General features: G+C 74.7%; 18 protein-coding genes and 1 tRNA gene. 11 read left to right on the top strand and 8 right to left on the bottom strand.

What is annotated here, in order from left to right; all coding sequences use genetic code 11:
• The first annotated feature begins 15 nt into the window (after positions 1 to 15).
• From BLT39_RS12730 to BLT39_RS12765, 8 genes are all read left to right on the top strand, one after another.
• Complete coding sequence (locus BLT39_RS12730) at positions 16 to 1,146, top strand: sensor histidine kinase (protein ID WP_131801487.1); 1,131 nt, start codon at positions 16 to 18, stop codon at positions 1,144 to 1,146.
• A complete protein-coding gene (locus tag BLT39_RS12735) occupies positions 1,143 to 1,772 on the top strand; it encodes a response regulator transcription factor (protein WP_091063611.1) in 630 nt (209 codons plus the stop codon). The genes BLT39_RS12730 and BLT39_RS12735 overlap by 4 nt, the downstream gene beginning before the upstream one ends.
• Positions 1,769 to 2,944, top strand: a complete 1,176-nt coding sequence (gene dusB / locus BLT39_RS12740) for a tRNA dihydrouridine synthase DusB (protein ID WP_091063615.1) — start codon at positions 1,769 to 1,771, stop codon at positions 2,942 to 2,944. Before BLT39_RS12735 ends, dusB begins: the two co-directional genes overlap by 4 nt.
• Positions 2,941 to 3,390 (top strand): Rv0361 family membrane protein, encoded by a 450-nt coding sequence (locus BLT39_RS12745; RefSeq protein ID WP_091063618.1) that lies wholly within the window; start codon positions 2,941 to 2,943, stop codon positions 3,388 to 3,390. Before dusB ends, BLT39_RS12745 begins: the two co-directional genes overlap by 4 nt.
• 34 nt (positions 3,391 to 3,424) lie before the next feature.
• Complete coding sequence (locus BLT39_RS12750) at positions 3,425 to 4,045, top strand: YdcF family protein (RefSeq protein ID WP_091063622.1); 621 nt, start codon at positions 3,425 to 3,427, stop codon at positions 4,043 to 4,045.
• A 70-nt stretch (positions 4,046 to 4,115) separates the two neighbouring features.
• Complete coding sequence (locus BLT39_RS12755) at positions 4,116 to 4,580, top strand: hypothetical protein (protein ID WP_091063624.1); 465 nt, start codon at positions 4,116 to 4,118, stop codon at positions 4,578 to 4,580.
• Positions 4,580 to 6,472 (top strand): DNA primase, encoded by a 1,893-nt coding sequence (gene dnaG, locus BLT39_RS12760; RefSeq protein ID WP_091063627.1) that lies wholly within the window; start codon positions 4,580 to 4,582, stop codon positions 6,470 to 6,472. Before BLT39_RS12755 ends, dnaG begins: the two co-directional genes overlap by 1 nt.
• The gene (locus BLT39_RS12765) at positions 6,469 to 7,005 is read left to right on the top strand and encodes a hypothetical protein (RefSeq protein WP_091063630.1); all 537 of its coding nucleotides are present in this window, start codon (positions 6,469 to 6,471) and stop codon (positions 7,003 to 7,005) included. The genes dnaG and BLT39_RS12765 overlap by 4 nt, the downstream gene beginning before the upstream one ends.
• Before the next feature lies 1 nt (position 7,006).
• Here the strand turns inward: BLT39_RS12765 and BLT39_RS12770 are convergent, their stop codons facing one another.
• Positions 7,007 to 7,207, bottom strand: coding sequence for a hypothetical protein (locus tag BLT39_RS12770; protein WP_091063633.1), 201 nt, complete (start codon positions 7,205 to 7,207; stop codon positions 7,007 to 7,009).
• A gap of 117 nt (positions 7,208 to 7,324) precedes the next feature.
• Here BLT39_RS12770 and BLT39_RS12775 point away from each other — a divergent pair.
• Positions 7,325 to 7,397, top strand: a tRNA-Asn gene (locus BLT39_RS12775).
• 99 nt (positions 7,398 to 7,496) lie between these two features.
• On the top strand, positions 7,497 to 7,628 hold the full coding sequence (locus BLT39_RS23325; RefSeq protein WP_278246982.1) for a hypothetical protein: 132 nt from the start codon (positions 7,497 to 7,499) through the stop codon (positions 7,626 to 7,628).
• A gap of 22 nt (positions 7,629 to 7,650) precedes the next feature.
• On the opposite strand, the gene BLT39_RS12780 is transcribed toward BLT39_RS23325, so the two are convergent.
• The 7 genes from BLT39_RS12780 to BLT39_RS12810 form a co-directional block, all read right to left on the bottom strand.
• Positions 7,651 to 7,854, bottom strand: a complete 204-nt coding sequence (locus tag BLT39_RS12780) for a helix-turn-helix transcriptional regulator (protein WP_091063637.1) — start codon at positions 7,852 to 7,854, stop codon at positions 7,651 to 7,653.
• A 158-nt stretch (positions 7,855 to 8,012) separates the two neighbouring features.
• Entirely contained in the window at positions 8,013 to 9,251 is a 1,239-nt protein-coding gene (locus BLT39_RS12785; RefSeq protein WP_131801488.1) for a hypothetical protein, read from the bottom strand.
• Positions 9,252 to 9,600: 349 nt separating this feature from the next.
• Positions 9,601 to 10,242 (bottom strand): DedA family protein, encoded by a 642-nt coding sequence (locus BLT39_RS12790; RefSeq protein ID WP_091063643.1) that lies wholly within the window; start codon positions 10,240 to 10,242, stop codon positions 9,601 to 9,603.
• Positions 10,239 to 10,874 carry a phosphatase PAP2 family protein gene (locus BLT39_RS12795; RefSeq protein ID WP_091063647.1) on the bottom strand — a complete coding sequence of 212 codons (636 nt, stop codon included), beginning with the start codon at positions 10,872 to 10,874 and terminating at the stop codon, positions 10,239 to 10,241. Before BLT39_RS12795 ends, BLT39_RS12790 begins: the two co-directional genes overlap by 4 nt.
• Entirely contained in the window at positions 10,871 to 11,320 is a 450-nt protein-coding gene (locus tag BLT39_RS12800; RefSeq protein ID WP_091063651.1) for a hypothetical protein, read from the bottom strand. Before BLT39_RS12800 ends, BLT39_RS12795 begins: the two co-directional genes overlap by 4 nt.
• A 2-nt stretch (positions 11,321 to 11,322) precedes the next feature.
• The gene (locus tag BLT39_RS12805) at positions 11,323 to 12,204 is read right to left on the bottom strand and encodes an ABC transporter permease (RefSeq protein WP_091063654.1); all 882 of its coding nucleotides are present in this window, start codon (positions 12,202 to 12,204) and stop codon (positions 11,323 to 11,325) included.
• Complete coding sequence (locus tag BLT39_RS12810) at positions 12,201 to 13,160, bottom strand: ABC transporter ATP-binding protein (protein ID WP_091063656.1); 960 nt, start codon at positions 13,158 to 13,160, stop codon at positions 12,201 to 12,203. The genes BLT39_RS12805 and BLT39_RS12810 overlap by 4 nt, the downstream gene beginning before the upstream one ends.
• Positions 13,161 to 13,249: 89 nt before the next feature.
• On the opposite strand from BLT39_RS12810, the gene BLT39_RS12815 reads away from it, so the two are divergent.
• On the top strand, positions 13,250 to 13,927 hold the full coding sequence (locus BLT39_RS12815) for a response regulator transcription factor (RefSeq protein WP_091063660.1): 678 nt from the start codon (positions 13,250 to 13,252) through the stop codon (positions 13,925 to 13,927).
• The last annotated feature ends 43 nt before the right edge of the window (positions 13,928 to 13,970 follow it).

The raw sequence follows: 13,970 nt of genomic DNA on the forward strand, positions 1-13,970 counted from the left end.
CCGGAGGTGGTCGTCGTGACGGGCACGGTGCTCGACGACCCGCAGCTGGGCGTGCGCCCGCCGTGGCGCTGGGGCGGGCTGTTCGCCGTGGTGTGGCTGGTCTACCTGCTGCAGCCGGTGCACACCGCCTGGGGTGCGCCCGCCCCGGGGACCAGGGTGCTGGCGCTGGCGGCGCTGGCCGCCTTCGCCGCCGGGTTCGCGGTCTTCTTCCACTGGCTCCGCCGGGTCCGGGCCGCCGGGGAGCCGGTACCCCAGGCGGTGGTCGCCGCGACGCTGGTGGCCGGCGTGGCGCTGCTGGTCGCCGCCGAGCCGGCGGCCGGCGAGGACGTGCTGGTCGGCTACGTCTACCTCGGGGTCGCCGCGGTCATGGGCCTGCCGAAGCGGGAGGCACTCCTCACCGTCGCCGGGCTGACCGCCTCGGCCGTCGGGCTGGGCTACGGCCTGCCCGGCTGGGAGCCGCAGTGGGACTTCCTGCCCGAGCTGCTGCTGGCCTGCTTCGCCGCCTACGGCGTCGACCAGGTGCTGCTGCGCAACGCCCAGCTCTCCCGGGCGCGCGAGCTCGTCGTGGACCTGGCGGTCAGCCGCGAACGGGAGCGGGTGGCCCGCGACGTGCACGACATCCTCGGCCACTCGCTGACCGTCATCACCGTCAAGACCGAGCTGGTGGGCCGGCTCATCGAGGCCACCGGCCCCGACCGCGCCCGCACCGAGGTCGCCGAGATCGAGCAGCTGGCCCGCAGCGCGCTGGCCGACGTCCGGGCCACCGTCGCCGGCACCCGCGAGGTCTCCCTGGCCGGTGAGCTGGCCGCGGCCCGCCGCGCGCTGGGCTCCGCCGGCATCGAGGCCGACCTGCCGCTGTCGGTGGAGGGTGCCTCGGCGGCGCACCGCGAGCTGTACGCCTGGGTGCTGCGCGAGGGCGTCACCAACGTGGTGCGGCACTCGGCGGCCCGGCGCTGCCGGGTGCACTGGGACGCCGGGTGCCTGGAGGTCGTCGACGACGGCCGAGGGGTCGGCGTCACCGCCGCCGGCACCGGGCTGGCCGGTCTGCGGGCCCGGGCCGAGGCCGCCGGTGCGCGGCTGGTGTCCGGGCCGGTGCCCGGCGGCGGGTACCGGCTGCGGCTGGTGGTCGGGTCGGGGGCCGCGTGATCCGGGTGCTGCTGGCCGACGACCAGGCGCTGGTCCGCGGGGCGCTGGCCGCGTTGCTGGACCTGGAGGCGGACCTCGAGGTGGTCGCCGAGGTCGGCCGCGGCGACCAGGTGGTGGCCGCCGTCCGGGAGCACGCGGTCGACGTCGCGCTGGTCGACGTCCAGATGCCCGGGCTGGACGGCATCGCCGCCACTGCGCAGCTGCGCCGGGCGGTGCCGGGCTGCCGGGTGCTGGTGGTGACGACGTTCGGCCGGCCGGGCTACCTGCGCCGCGCGGTGGACGCCGGTGCGGCCGGGTTCGTGGTCAAGGACACCCCGGCCCGGGAGCTGGCCGACGCGGTGCGCCGGGTGCACGCCGGGCTGCGGGTGGTGGACCCCGTGCTGGCCGCGGAGACCCTCACCGCGGGGGACTCGCCGCTGTCCCAGCGGGAGACCGAGGTGCTGGCCGCCGCGCAGGGCGGCGGGACGGTCGCCGACCTCGCCGCCGCGCTGCACCTGGCGCCGGGCACGGTGCGCAACCACCTGTCGGCCGCGATCGGCAAGACCGGTGCCCGCACCCGCGCCGAGGCGGTGCGCATCGCCGACGCGAACGGCTGGCTCGGCGCCCCGCCTACCCTGGACCGGTGACCGCCGTCCTCGACACCGCACCGCCGCCGCCGCGGCCGGGCGCGCTGCCGCCGCTGCGGCTGGGCGCGCTGACCGTCGACCCGGCGGTGGTCCTCGCGCCGATGGCCGGCATCACCGGCCCCGCGTTCCGCACGCTGTGCCGCGAGTTCGGGGCCGGGCTCTACGTCTGCGAGATGATCACCACCCGGGCGCTGGTGGAGCGCAACGAGAAGACCCTGCGGATGGTCCGGGCGACCACCGAGGAGCACGACGCGTTCTCCGTGCAGCTCTACGGCACCGACCCGGCCACCGTCGGGCGGGCGGTGGAGATGCTGGTCGACGAGTGCGTCGCCGGCACCCGGCCCGCCCACGTCGACCTCAACTTCGGCTGCCCGGTGCCCAAGGTGACCCGCAAGGGCGGCGGGTCGGCCCTGCCGTGGCGCCGCCGGCTCTTCGCCGACATCGTCGCCGCCGCCGTGCGCGCCGCGCGCGACGTGCCGGTCACCGTGAAGACCCGCATCGGCATCGACCCCGAGCACCACACCTACCTCGACGCCGGCCGGATCGCCGCCGACGCCGGTGCCGCGGCCATCACGCTGCACGGCCGCACCGCCGACCAGCTCTACAGCGGGACGGCGGACTGGAGCTACATCTCCCGCCTGGTCGAGGCCGTGGACATCCCGGTGCTGGGCAACGGCGATGTCTGGGAGGCCGACGACGCGCTGCGGATGGTCGCCGAGACCGGGTGCGCCGGGGTCGTCGTCGGCCGCGGCTGCCTGGGCCGGCCCTGGCTGTTCGGCGACCTGGCCGCCGCCTTCGCCGGCTCCGCGCAGCGGGCGCTGCCGACCTTCGGCGAGGTGGCCGCGGTCATGCACCGGCACGCCACCCTGCTGGCCGACGAGCACGGCGAGGCGCACGGCTGCGCGGACTTCCGCAAGCACGTCGCCTGGTACACCAAGGGCTTCTCCGTCGGCTCCGAGGTGCGCCGGGCGCTGGCCATGGTCAGCTCGCTGGACGAGCTCGCCGGGCTGCTGGCCCGGGTGGAGGACCAGCCGTACCCGACCGCCGTCCTCGGCGCCCCGCGCGGCCGGACGTCGTCCCCGCGGCCGGTCGCGCTGCCTGAGGGCTGGTTGGACGACCGCGACGACCCCCGGCCCCCGGCCGGGGCCGAGCTGGAGGTCAGCGGCGGGTGAGCGGCGCCCCGGAGTACCTCTACGACGACGACCCGCAGCCGCTGCACGCGGGTCCCGGCCGCTCCCGCCGTGGCCTGCTGCTGGCCATCGGGGTGGGCACGGTCGCGGTCGCGGTCGGCGCCGTCGTCGCGCTGCCGCTGCTGCAGGGCACCGCCGGTGAGCAGGCGAGCCAGGTGGCCGACGTGTTCAGCCGGGCGCTGGCCGCCGGCGACTCCGAGACCGCGTGGGGCCTGCTGTGCCAGGACGAGCAGACCCGGCTGCAGCCGGACCAGGTGGCGGGGGAGTACCTGCGGCCCGGGACGCCGACCGTCGGCACGCCGGTCCGCGGCACCGGCGAGGAGCGCACCGAGCAGGTCCCGGTCACCTGGGACGACGGGGGCGCGGTGACCACCGTCGAGCTGACGGTCGTCCCCGAGGACGGCGCGAGGGTCTGCGGCCTGTCCTGACCGCGGCACGGCCGGGCGTGGTACCCATGTCGGCATGGTCGGAGGCTTCGTCGGGCGCGCCGTGGGCGCCGCCGTGCTCGCCGTCGCCCTGGTGGTCGTCTCCACGGCCGCCGCGATCTGGTGGACCGCCCGGCAGGACTCCGAGCCCCCGTCCGACGCGATCGTCGTGCTGGGGTCGGCGCAGTACAACGGCGTCCCCAGCTCGATCTTCGAGGCCCGGCTGGAGCACGCGCTGCAGCTGTGGCGCGAGGGCGTGGCGCCGGTGGTGGTGACCGTCGGCGGGAAGCGCGGCGGCGACGAGTTCACCGAGGCCGAGGCCGGCCGCGACTACCTGGAGCAGGCCGGCGTCCCGGCCGAGGACCTGGTGCCGGTGACCGACGGCGTCGACACCCTGGAGAGCATGCGGCTGGTCGCCGCGGAGTTCGGCCAGCGCGGCTGGAGCACCGCCGTGCTGGTCACCGACCCGTGGCACGCGATGCGCGCCGAGCGGATGGCCGAGGACTCCGGCATCGACGCGGCCAGCTCGCCGACCCGGCAGGGCCCGGCCGTGCAGACCCGCACCACGCAGTTCCGCTACATCCTCCGGGAGACCGCGGCCTACCTGCTCTACCGCGTCACCGGCGAGAGCGTCGCCGGCGCCCCGGGCATCGGGTGAGCTCCGTCCACACCGCGGGCCGTGCCGGGCAGCACGCTGGGATGATGGTCGGGGAGCAGGAGGGGGAGCGGTGCTGGTGCTGGGCGAGACCATGACCGACGGGGTGCGCGACAAGCTGACCCCCGTCCTCGCCGACGGTGCCGTCGTGGCCTCCCTGCGGTCGCGGGGCTGGCAGGAGACCGTTGCGGCGACCGTCGGCGACCGGGCCTGGACCTACCGCGGCGAGCGCGACCAGCTCCTCGCCCAGCAGGACGACGACGCAGCCGCCCGGTTCCGGGCCCGGCGCACCGGGTTCGCGACCGACCTGTGGGAGATCGAGCTGCACGAGGAGCCGGTGGCGATGGAGCTGGTGTCGGCCGCGCACGGGACGCACCGGTTCACCAGCGGCGGCCGGGTGCTGGGCACCACGTCGGCCACGTCCTGGACCGCCGCCCTGTCGTTGGACCCGGCCCCCGGGGTGCCGCTGGACCAGCAGGTGTTCCTGCTCTGGGTCGCCCTGGTCACCCGGCGGCGCACCCGGCCGGTGGCCGTCTGATGGCCGGTCGCGGGCGGATCCGGGCCGCCGACATCGCCACCGTGCGCGAGCGGGCCAAGATCGACGAGGTCGTCGGCGAGCACCTGCAGCTCAAGCGGGCCGGCGGCGGGTCGCTCAAGGGCCTGTGCCCCTTCCACGACGAGAAGTCGCCCTCGTTCCACGTCACCCCGACCCGGGGCCTGTTCCACTGCTTCGGCTGCGGCGCCGGCGGCGACGTCATCAAGTTCGTGCAGGACATCGACCACCTGACCTTCAGCGAGGCCGTCGAACTGCTGGCGGGGCGGGCCGGCGTCCAGCTGCAGTACGAGGACGACGGCGGCCGGCCCACCGGCGCCCCCGACCGGGCCGCGGCCGGCCAGCGCGCCCGGCTGGTCGCCGCCAACACCGCCGCCGCGGAGTTCTACCGCGCCCAGCTGGCCACCCCCGACGCCGCGATCGCCCGCACCTTCCTGGCCCAGCGCGGGTTCACCCGCGAGATGGCCGCCGACTTCGACTGCGGCTTCGCCCCGGCCGGCTGGGATACCCTGACCAAGCACCTGCGGCAGGCCGGGTTCAGCCAGCAGGAGCTGGAGACCGCGGGCCTGTCCAAGCAGTCCTCGCGCGGCACCTACATCGACAGGTTCCACCGCCGGCTGCTGTGGCCCATCCGGGACATCACCGGCGACGTCATCGGGTTCGGCGCCCGCAAGCTCGCCGACGACGACCCGGGCCCGAAGTACCTCAACACCCCCGAGACACCGCTGTACAAGAAGTCGACGGTGCTCTACGGCGTGGAGCGGGCCAAGCGCGACATCGCCCGCCAGCACCGCGCCGTCGTCGTCGAGGGCTACACCGACGTGATGGCCTGCCACATTGCCGGTGTCACCACCGCGGTCGCCTCCTGCGGCACGGCCTTCGGTGCCGAGCACATCAACGTGCTGCGCCGGTTGCTCATGGACCAGGACGAGTTCCGCGGTGAGGTCGTCTACTGCTTCGACGGCGACAAGGCGGGCCAGGCCGCCGCGATGAAGACCTTCGCCGAGGACCAGCGCTTCGTCGGGCAGACCTTCGTCGCCGTCGAGCCCGACGGCCGCGACCCCTGCGAGCTGCGCCAGGCGCACGGCGACGCCGCCGTCCGCGACCTGGTCGCCCGGCGTGTGCCGCTGATCGCCTTCGTGCTCAAGACGACCCTGGCCGATTACGACCTGGACACCGTCGAGGGCCGGGTGCACGCCCTGGACAAGGCGGTCCCGATGGTCGCCCAGATCAAGGACCACGCGCTGCGGCCGGCCTACGCCCGCCAGCTCGCCGGCATGCTCGGCAACACCGACGAGGCCGAGGTGCTCGAGCGGGTGCGGGCCGCGACCGGCGAGGGTGCGCCGTCCGCACGGCCGCGGTCGCGCCCCAAGGCGCCGGCCCGCACCGCCGACGACGCCGCCGCCGAGATCGAGCGGGAGGCGGTCAAGACCGCGCTGCAGTGCCCGGAGCTGGCCGGCCCGGCCTTCGACGCGATCGCCCCGGAGTCCTGGACGCACGCCGACTACGCGGCGGTGGCCGTCGCCGTGGCCGCCGCGGGCGGTGCGGCCTCGGCCACCGTCAGCGGCGCCGCGTGGGTGGACCAGGTGGGCCAGCACGCCGGCACCGACGACGTCCGGCGGCTGCTGCCCGCGCTGGCCGTGGAGCCGCTGAAGTCCCCGGCCGACGAGCCCGACAGCGGGTACGTGCACGCGGTGCTGGCCCGGCTGCAGGAGATGGCCGCCGTGCGCCGGGTGGCCGCGCTCAAGGGCCGGCTGCAGCGGATGAACCCGGTGGAGTCCGCCGACGAGTACACCAAGGTGTTCGGCCAGCTCGTCGCGCTCGAGCAGGAGGCGCGGGCGCTGCGCGAACGGGCCATCGGCGGTCTCTCGGCGTGAACCCGTTCCGCCGGCTGGTGCAGCGCTTCGGCCGCCCGCCCGCCGAGGTGGTCACCGCGGCCGGCGACGAGGACGTGCTGGCCTGGGGCTCGCGGGCCGGGGGCGGCTGGCTGGTCGCGAGCTCGGTCGGGCTGCGCGCGGTCCCCGGCGGTGAGGTGCTGCCCTGGCACCTGGTCGGGCACGCCCGCTGGACCGCGGCGGACGGGGGCGGGTCCTTCGCCGTCACGCCGCTGGTGGAGGTCGAGCCGGGGGTGCAGGCCCGGGGCCCGGTGACCCGGTACGTGCTGGAGGACGCCGGGGAGCTCCCGGCCGTCGTGCGGCGGCGGGTCGACCAGACCGTGGTGGCCAGCAGGCGGCACCCGCTTCCGGCCGGGGGCGGCGTGCTCCTGGTCGCCCGGCGGGTGCCCGGTCAGGCCGCGCGGGAGTGGAGCGTCGTGTTCGACGACGACGCCGACCGCGACGACCCCGCGGCGCGCGAGGTCGCCCGGGCGCGGCTGGCCGAGGCCGTGGACGGCGAGGACGCCACCCGCTGAGTCAGCGGCCGCGCAGCTGGGTGCGGAGGTCGGAGACGGCGTGGTCGGCCTGGGCCCGCAGGGTGCCGGCGGCCGACTGCAGCCGCGGGTCGTCCTTGGCGTGCTCGTAGGCGCGGCGGATCTGCTCGTACCGCTCGCGGCCGGCACGCGCGCCCAGCACGTACCCGGCGCCGAAGCCGGCGAGGAAGGACAACTTGGCCACGGGGGAGACCTCCTGGGGGGTGGCGGGGGACGTCCGACGCTACCGGCCCGACACGCCCGGGGGCCGCCCCCGGGGGGTCCGCCCGCGTGGGGTAATCTCGGGACCCGCACGACACGGTCCCCCGTAGCTCAATTGGCAGAGCATTCGACTGTTAATCGAACGGTTTCTGGTTCGAGTCCAGACGGGGGAGCCTGACCTGCAGGTATGGCCTGCAGAGCCTCCACCAGACATCATCAATGCACCGGAAACGATGCGGAGATGATGTCTGGTGGGCGCAGGTCGACCCCCGTTGCCCGTCGGCACCTACGGGAAGATCTCCTTCCTGCCCACCGAGGGCGGGGCGGTCATCGCTCGGGCCCGGTTCCGTGACATCGGCCGCAAGGTCGTCAGCGCCGAGGCCGCCACCGTGCTGGGCCGGTGAGCGACCTCGGCGCTGGGCCCGGTCAGGAGACGGCGAGAGCGGCAGCGAGGGCTGCCGACCGCTTGGCCTCCCACCAGCGGTCACACTCGCTTTCCTCGTAAAGGACCCGGCGACCCACCTTGACCCCGGCCGGCCCGATACCGGCGTGGCGCCAGTAGCGGACCGTGGCCGGGCTCGTGCGGAAGCGGGCGGCGACGTCGTCGGTGGTGAGCAGTGGGCTCGGCATGGTGCTCCTCCTCGGATCACGTGCTGGACACCTGCCCAGGCGTTGGACATTGCGGCCGGCTGCCGGTTGCGCCGGGGTGACATCTGCTGCCCGGCCGACTGCACGCACGTCACCCCGACCGAGCGGGCGGCCGGGGACTGCAGGAGATGAAGATGCATTCAGCGACGGGGCCCCGGACGAGCAGGGGTGCGGTGCGTCAGAACACTGCGGTCGTGGCGCAGCGCAGCAGCCACCAACCGCCCTATCTGGGTCGGCGGCTCGAGCTGGTGCTCGGCGACGCCGGCTGGTTCGTCCGCGTCCACGACGCCGCCCAGCGAGGGCGCACCCATGACCAGGGTCGCCGCGGGAGCCACAGGGGCGGGGATGTCCAGGTCCTGGCCGCCGGGGTCGGGGGGCGCTGCGCCGGGTTGCACATGTTCGGCAAGACGCCACCACAGGGCAGCCGCCGGCAGCTCGTCGGGCAGCGATGTCGCGGTCATCGCAGCCAGCAGGGACGCACTGGCCGGGTCGCCCATCTGAAGATCGGCCAGCTGGTCCAGCAGGACCGGCCAGTGGGGATCCGCCGTGATGTCGGGCGCGGCGTCGCGAAGGCGCTCGGCCCAGCGTCCGGAGTCCGGGGTCCTGCTGCCGACGCAGCGGCCGACGCTGTCATCGAGCTGCTGTTGGTGGGCTGCGTCGGTGGCGATGGTGCTCGTGGCGCCGGTTGATCGGAGGTCGGAGGGGTCGGTGCCGGTGGCAGCCCGCCAGACCGCGAGGTCACGGACGAGCTCCGGATCGCCGGTCAGTGGCCGCGCCCAGGCCGGTGCCGTGACAGTGGTCCATCCTGCCGCGGTGTTCGCGACGGCCTGAGCGTGGTCCCGCACCCTCTCCACCCGGCGGGCCAGGTAGCCACCCCAGATCGGATCGCCGGCGAGCGGGTGGGGAATCGCCGGGAGCCAGGGAAGGGGCGGTGGGTCATCCGGTGCCGGTGTCCCGATGCGCCAGTCCAGAACTGCGGCCGCATCGGCGGCGTCCTGCAGGCCGCGCGGGTCGTCGGCGGCCTCGCGCGGGACCCGGACTGGGTCGTATCCGGCGGCGGCGTGCAGGGTCAGGGCTGCTCGCAGCGTGGGGTAGGCCGGTGCGCTGGTCAGGCCCGGGACGGTGGTCTCGGCGGCACGGTCGATGGCGGCCAGCTCGTCGGCCTTGAGCTGGTCCTCCGCGGCGGTGGTGAGCGAGTGCACGTAGCGGCCGACCTCGGTCACGAGCTGCAAGGCCGGGTCGTGCTGGTCGGCGGCGATGCGGGTGGCCGTCGTCGGTGCGTCGTCGCGGGCCAGGATGCGCCGCAGGACCTCCACCGCGGTGGGGGGAAGGACGCCGTCGCGGGTGATAGCGGTGTGGGGGTCGCCGTCGCCGGTCACGGTGACGAAGGCGTGGTTCGTGTGCCGGCCGCGGGTGAGCGCGACGTAGAGCAGCTGACGCGACTCGGTGCCGGCGACGACGGTGTAGCTGGTGTCCGCGGTGACGCCTTGGGCGCCGTGGACGGTGGTGGCGTAGCCGAGGGCGAGGTGAGCGGCGACGTAGTCGGGCGGCAGGGTGACCAGTGCAGCGGTGCTGGTGTGGACGACGTCCACGGCACCGGAGGGTCGGACGGCGGCGATGGTCCAGCGGTCGCCGTTGCCCTGCGCAGTGTGGTCGCTGGCCCATCGATCGCGGGCGGACGCGGCGGCCACAACCCAGCACCCGGTCCCTCGACCTGCGGTCCGGGGTTCAACGTGGACGTCTGACGGGCGCTCGATCGTTGGCCTTGCGTTCGGACCGGTGCTCGCGGACTCGCCAGACGACGAGGGCGACGATCGCGACGCCCAGGACGACGAGTGCAGCGTCCCGGCCGAAGGTCTTCTCGACGCGGGCGTAGGAGGCTCCGGCGGCGAATCCGAGCAGGGTGACAGCTGCGCCCCAGGCGAGGCCGCCGGCGGCGTTCCAGGCCAGGAACGTGCCGTAGGGCATCCGGGAGGAGCCGGCGAGGAACGGCATCACTGCGCGGAAGAAGGCGACCCACCTGCCGAGGAAGACGGCGCTGCCGCCGCGGCGGGCCAAGAACGCCTGGGCTTGATCGATCTTCGGTCGCCGCTTGTCGAGGACCCGGAGGCGGAGAACCCGCGGACCTGCGTGCTTGCCGACCTGGTACCCGACGGTGTCGCCCAGGACGGCAGCGATGACGACCACGACGACCACCCCCGCCACTGGTGCGTTGCCGACCTTCGCGGCCGCCCCGGCGAGGAAGGCCACGGTCTCGCCCGGGATGACGAACCCGACGAAGAGCGCGTCCTCGGCGAAGACGACCGCGCCGGCGATGACGAGCACCAGCCAACCGGGCAGGCCGAGGATGCGCTCGATCCAGCCACTCATGCGGTTGCTGCTCCGGCGGGCGTACCGGCTCTACCGGCGGCTGGGTCAGGGAACAGCCTCGACAGCCCCGGTTGCCGACGAAGCCGCTGTGTGAGCGTGGTCAGCAGTCGGCGGAGCAGGGCCCAGCCGACGACGGTGACGACGGCACCGACCAGGAGGCCGGCGGCGACGTCCCACGGGTAGTGAGCAGCGATGTACACCCGGGCGAACGCCATGAGCAGTGCAGCTCCCAGCGCGACCCACCCGAGCCGGCGCGACGCCAGCCAGAGGCCGGCCGCTGCGGCCCCGGCCATGACGGCGTGGTCGGAGGGGAAGGAGTAGTCCGAGCTGCGGGTCGCCAGGACCAGCACTCCCGGGTGGCTGGTGTAGGGCCGGGCCTCGGCGACGAGACCGACGAGCGGCTGGTTCAGCCCGACGGCGATCAGCGGGGCCCCGGCCGCCCAGCCGGCCGCTGCGAGCTGGCGGTCACTGCCGGACCGGGTGGCGAGCAGGCCCAGGATGAGGAGCACGGCGAACAGCACCACTCCGTAGGTGGCGTAGCCGAGGACCACCCCGTGCAGCCCCGGTGTGGAGCGGGCGATGTGGTTGACCTCGAACAGCAGCTGGTCGTCGAGGCGGCGCAGGGTGGTCATGACGAGGGGTCGAAGCATCCGTCGAAGGCGTTGACCGGGTTGGTGACCTCGTTGCCCTGCGCGTCGGTGATGGTGAACGAGCCGACGATCTTTGCTGGGCCGGAGGCGGTCCAGCAGGAGTTCGAGTGGACCTGGACCTCGAACTTGCCCTCCTGGGAGGTCCCGGTGGCGTCGTTCCAGGTGATCATGCAGATCCAGTCCGTCCCCGGCCCGACCGGCGCGACGGCGCCGTTGTGGCGGTCGCACGTGGTGCTGGGCGCCATCGAGTCGGCGGTGACCTGGTCGTCGCCGAGCAGGCGCTGCTGGTCGAGGTAGAGGTTGACGAACGTCGTCGTCACCGAGTCCTGCACGCGGGGCTGGGTGACGTCGGGGCTGCCGAACGCGGTGAGGGCGCCGGCGACGGCGAGGACGCCGACGGTGGCGAGGGTGGGCTTGAGGAACTTCACGGTCAGCCTCCGGTGATGTCGCGGCGACGCAGCGACGAGTAGGCGAGGAACAGGCACACGGCGGTCCACACGGCGGACACCGCGACGCCCTGCCAGATGACCCCGTGGAAGGACGGGTCGGTGAACAGGCCGTGCCAGGACTCCAGCGGTGTGGTGAGCAGCGCCGGGCGGAGCAGGCCGATGCCGCCGACGGACCCGACCAGGCTCATGACGAAGCCGATGACGACTGGTCCGACGACGCCGACGGCGGGGTTGCGGGACACCACCGACAGCAGGATCGCCAGGGCGGTGAAGCCGATCAGCGGGGGCAGGTCGGTGGCCCACGCGGCGGCCACCAGCCCGAGAGCGCGGCCGGGCGCGATGGTCTGCCCGGTGAGGCCGGTCAGGGGCTGGTGACCGACCAGCAGCAGGCTGGACACGATCGAGCTGGTCGCGAGGACGCCGAGCAGCACGACGGCGAAGGTGGACGCGGCCAGCGTCTTGGCCCAGAAGACCTGGCTGCGGCTGACCGAGCGGGTGAGCACGGTCTTCCAGGTCCCGAAGTGGTCCTCGCTGGCGAAGATGTCCCCGGCCACCAGGCTGGTGAGCAGCGGGTAGACGAACTGGGTGGCGAACCCGAGCAGCAGCAGCGGGACGGCGTAGCCGCTGTCGTGGACGTACCGGCCGTAGAGGGTGTCCACCGGCGGGGTCTGGCCGTTCAGGACCAGCACCACCAGCGGGGGCAGGACCAGGGCCGCAGCCAGTGCGGCGCGGGTCCGGACGAGGGCGGCCAGCTTGGTGATCTCCCACCGGTAGGCGGTGCCGACCCCGGCCGGGCGCGCCGGCGACGGGCCGGCGTGGCCGGGACCGGCCGGCGTCGTGGGGAGTGCGCGTGCGGTGGTCACGACAGGGCCTCCTGGTCGGTGCGGGTGCCGTGCGGCGGGCTGTCGGGGCTGGCCTCGGTGAGCATGAAGAAAAGGGCCTCGAGGGGGGCCTCGCCCAGGGTCAGGCTGCGGGGGGCGATCCCGGCCAGGGCCAGGGTGCGCACGTAGGCGTCGATGGCGTCCTGGGTGCCGCGGACGGCCAGCTGGCCTTCCGCGGTGGCGACGGACAGGCCCTCGGCCCCGGCGGCCAGGCGCGCCGCGGCGGCGTCGTCGGTCGTGCGCAGCAGGTGCGCCTGCGGGGGCGCCTGGGCGCGCAGTGCGCTGATCGTGCCGTGGTAGACGACCGAGCCGGTCTTCATGATCGTGACGTTGTCGCAGATCTCCTCGACCTCGGCCATGTCGTGGCTGCTCAGCAGGACGGTGAGACCGGAGTCGGCCAGGCGGTGCACCAGGGCGCGCATGTCGCGGATGCCGGCGGGGTCCAGGCCGTTGGCCGGTTCGTCCAGCACCAGCAGCCGCGGGTCGCGCAGCAGGGACGCCGCCACCCCGAGGCGCTGGCGCATGCCGAAGGAGTAGCCGCCCACCTTGTCCCGGTCGCGGCCGGTGAGGTCGACGACGTCGAGGACCTCGTCGATGCGTTCCCGGGCGGCCCCGCCGTCCAGGCCGGCGAGCAGCTGCAGGTTCTTCCGGCCGGTCAGGTACGGGTAGAACTTCGGGCTCTCGATGAACCCGGCGACCCCGGCCAGGGTGTCGGTCCCGTTCTGCTCCCAGGAGCGGCCGAAGACCTCCAGCACGCCGGCGTCGGGCCGGATGAGCCCGAACAGCATGCGCAGCACGGTGGTCTTACCGGCGCCGTTGGGACCGAGGACGCCGTAGACCTCGCCCTCGGCCACGGCGATGTCGATGCCGTCGACGGCGGTGAGGGACCCGTACCGCTTCGTGAGCCCCTCGATGCGGACGGCCAGCTGATCTGTCACGCCGGCGACGCTAGGGAGGCGGCATGAAGTGACGATGAAGGCCGGCACGCCCCACGGGAGGGCCGGACGGCGGGCGCACACTGGCCACCGTGCGGGTGCTGATCGCCGAGGACGAGGGCCGGCTGGCCGACCTCCTCGTCCAGGTGGTGGTCGAGGCCGGCTGGACGGCGACGGCGGTCCCGGACGGTCCCGCGGCGCTGGCGGCGGTGCGCAGCGGTGGGCACGACGTCCTCGTCCTGGACTGGGGGCTGCCGGGTCTGGAGGGCCCGGACGTGCTCACCGCGCTGCGGGCCGAGGGGCACGCCACGCCGGTGCTCATGCTCACCGCCCGCGCGACCCTGCCCGACCGGGTGCAGGGTCTGGACGCCGGCGCTGACGACTACCTGGCCAAGCCCTTCGAGGTCGACGAGCTGCTGGCCCGGTTGCGGGCCCTGCACCGCCGTGCCACCCCGAGCGCGGTCGTCGCGCTGCGAGCCGGGGACCTGGTGGTCGACCCCGAGTCCGGTCGCGTCCTGCGCGGCGCGCGGGAGGTGCAGCTGTCGGCCCGGGAGCTGGCCATCCTGGTGCTCCTGCTGCAGCGGGCCGGCCGGCACGTCACGCGCTTCGCGATCCTGGACGAGGTGTGGGACGGGAACACCGACCTGTCCAGCAACGTCATCGACGTCCACGTCGCCAACCTCCGCGCCAAGATCGACTCCCCCTTCGGGCGGTCGGCCATCCAGACCGTCCGCGGCGTCGGCTACCGGCTGGACCCGGCCGGCGGATGACCGCGACCGGACCCGCCCGCCCCGCGTCCCGGCCCGGCCGTCT

The organism is Klenkia brasiliensis, from assembly GCF_900100695.1.
GTDB classification, from domain to species: domain Bacteria; phylum Actinomycetota; class Actinomycetes; order Mycobacteriales; family Geodermatophilaceae; genus Klenkia; species Klenkia brasiliensis.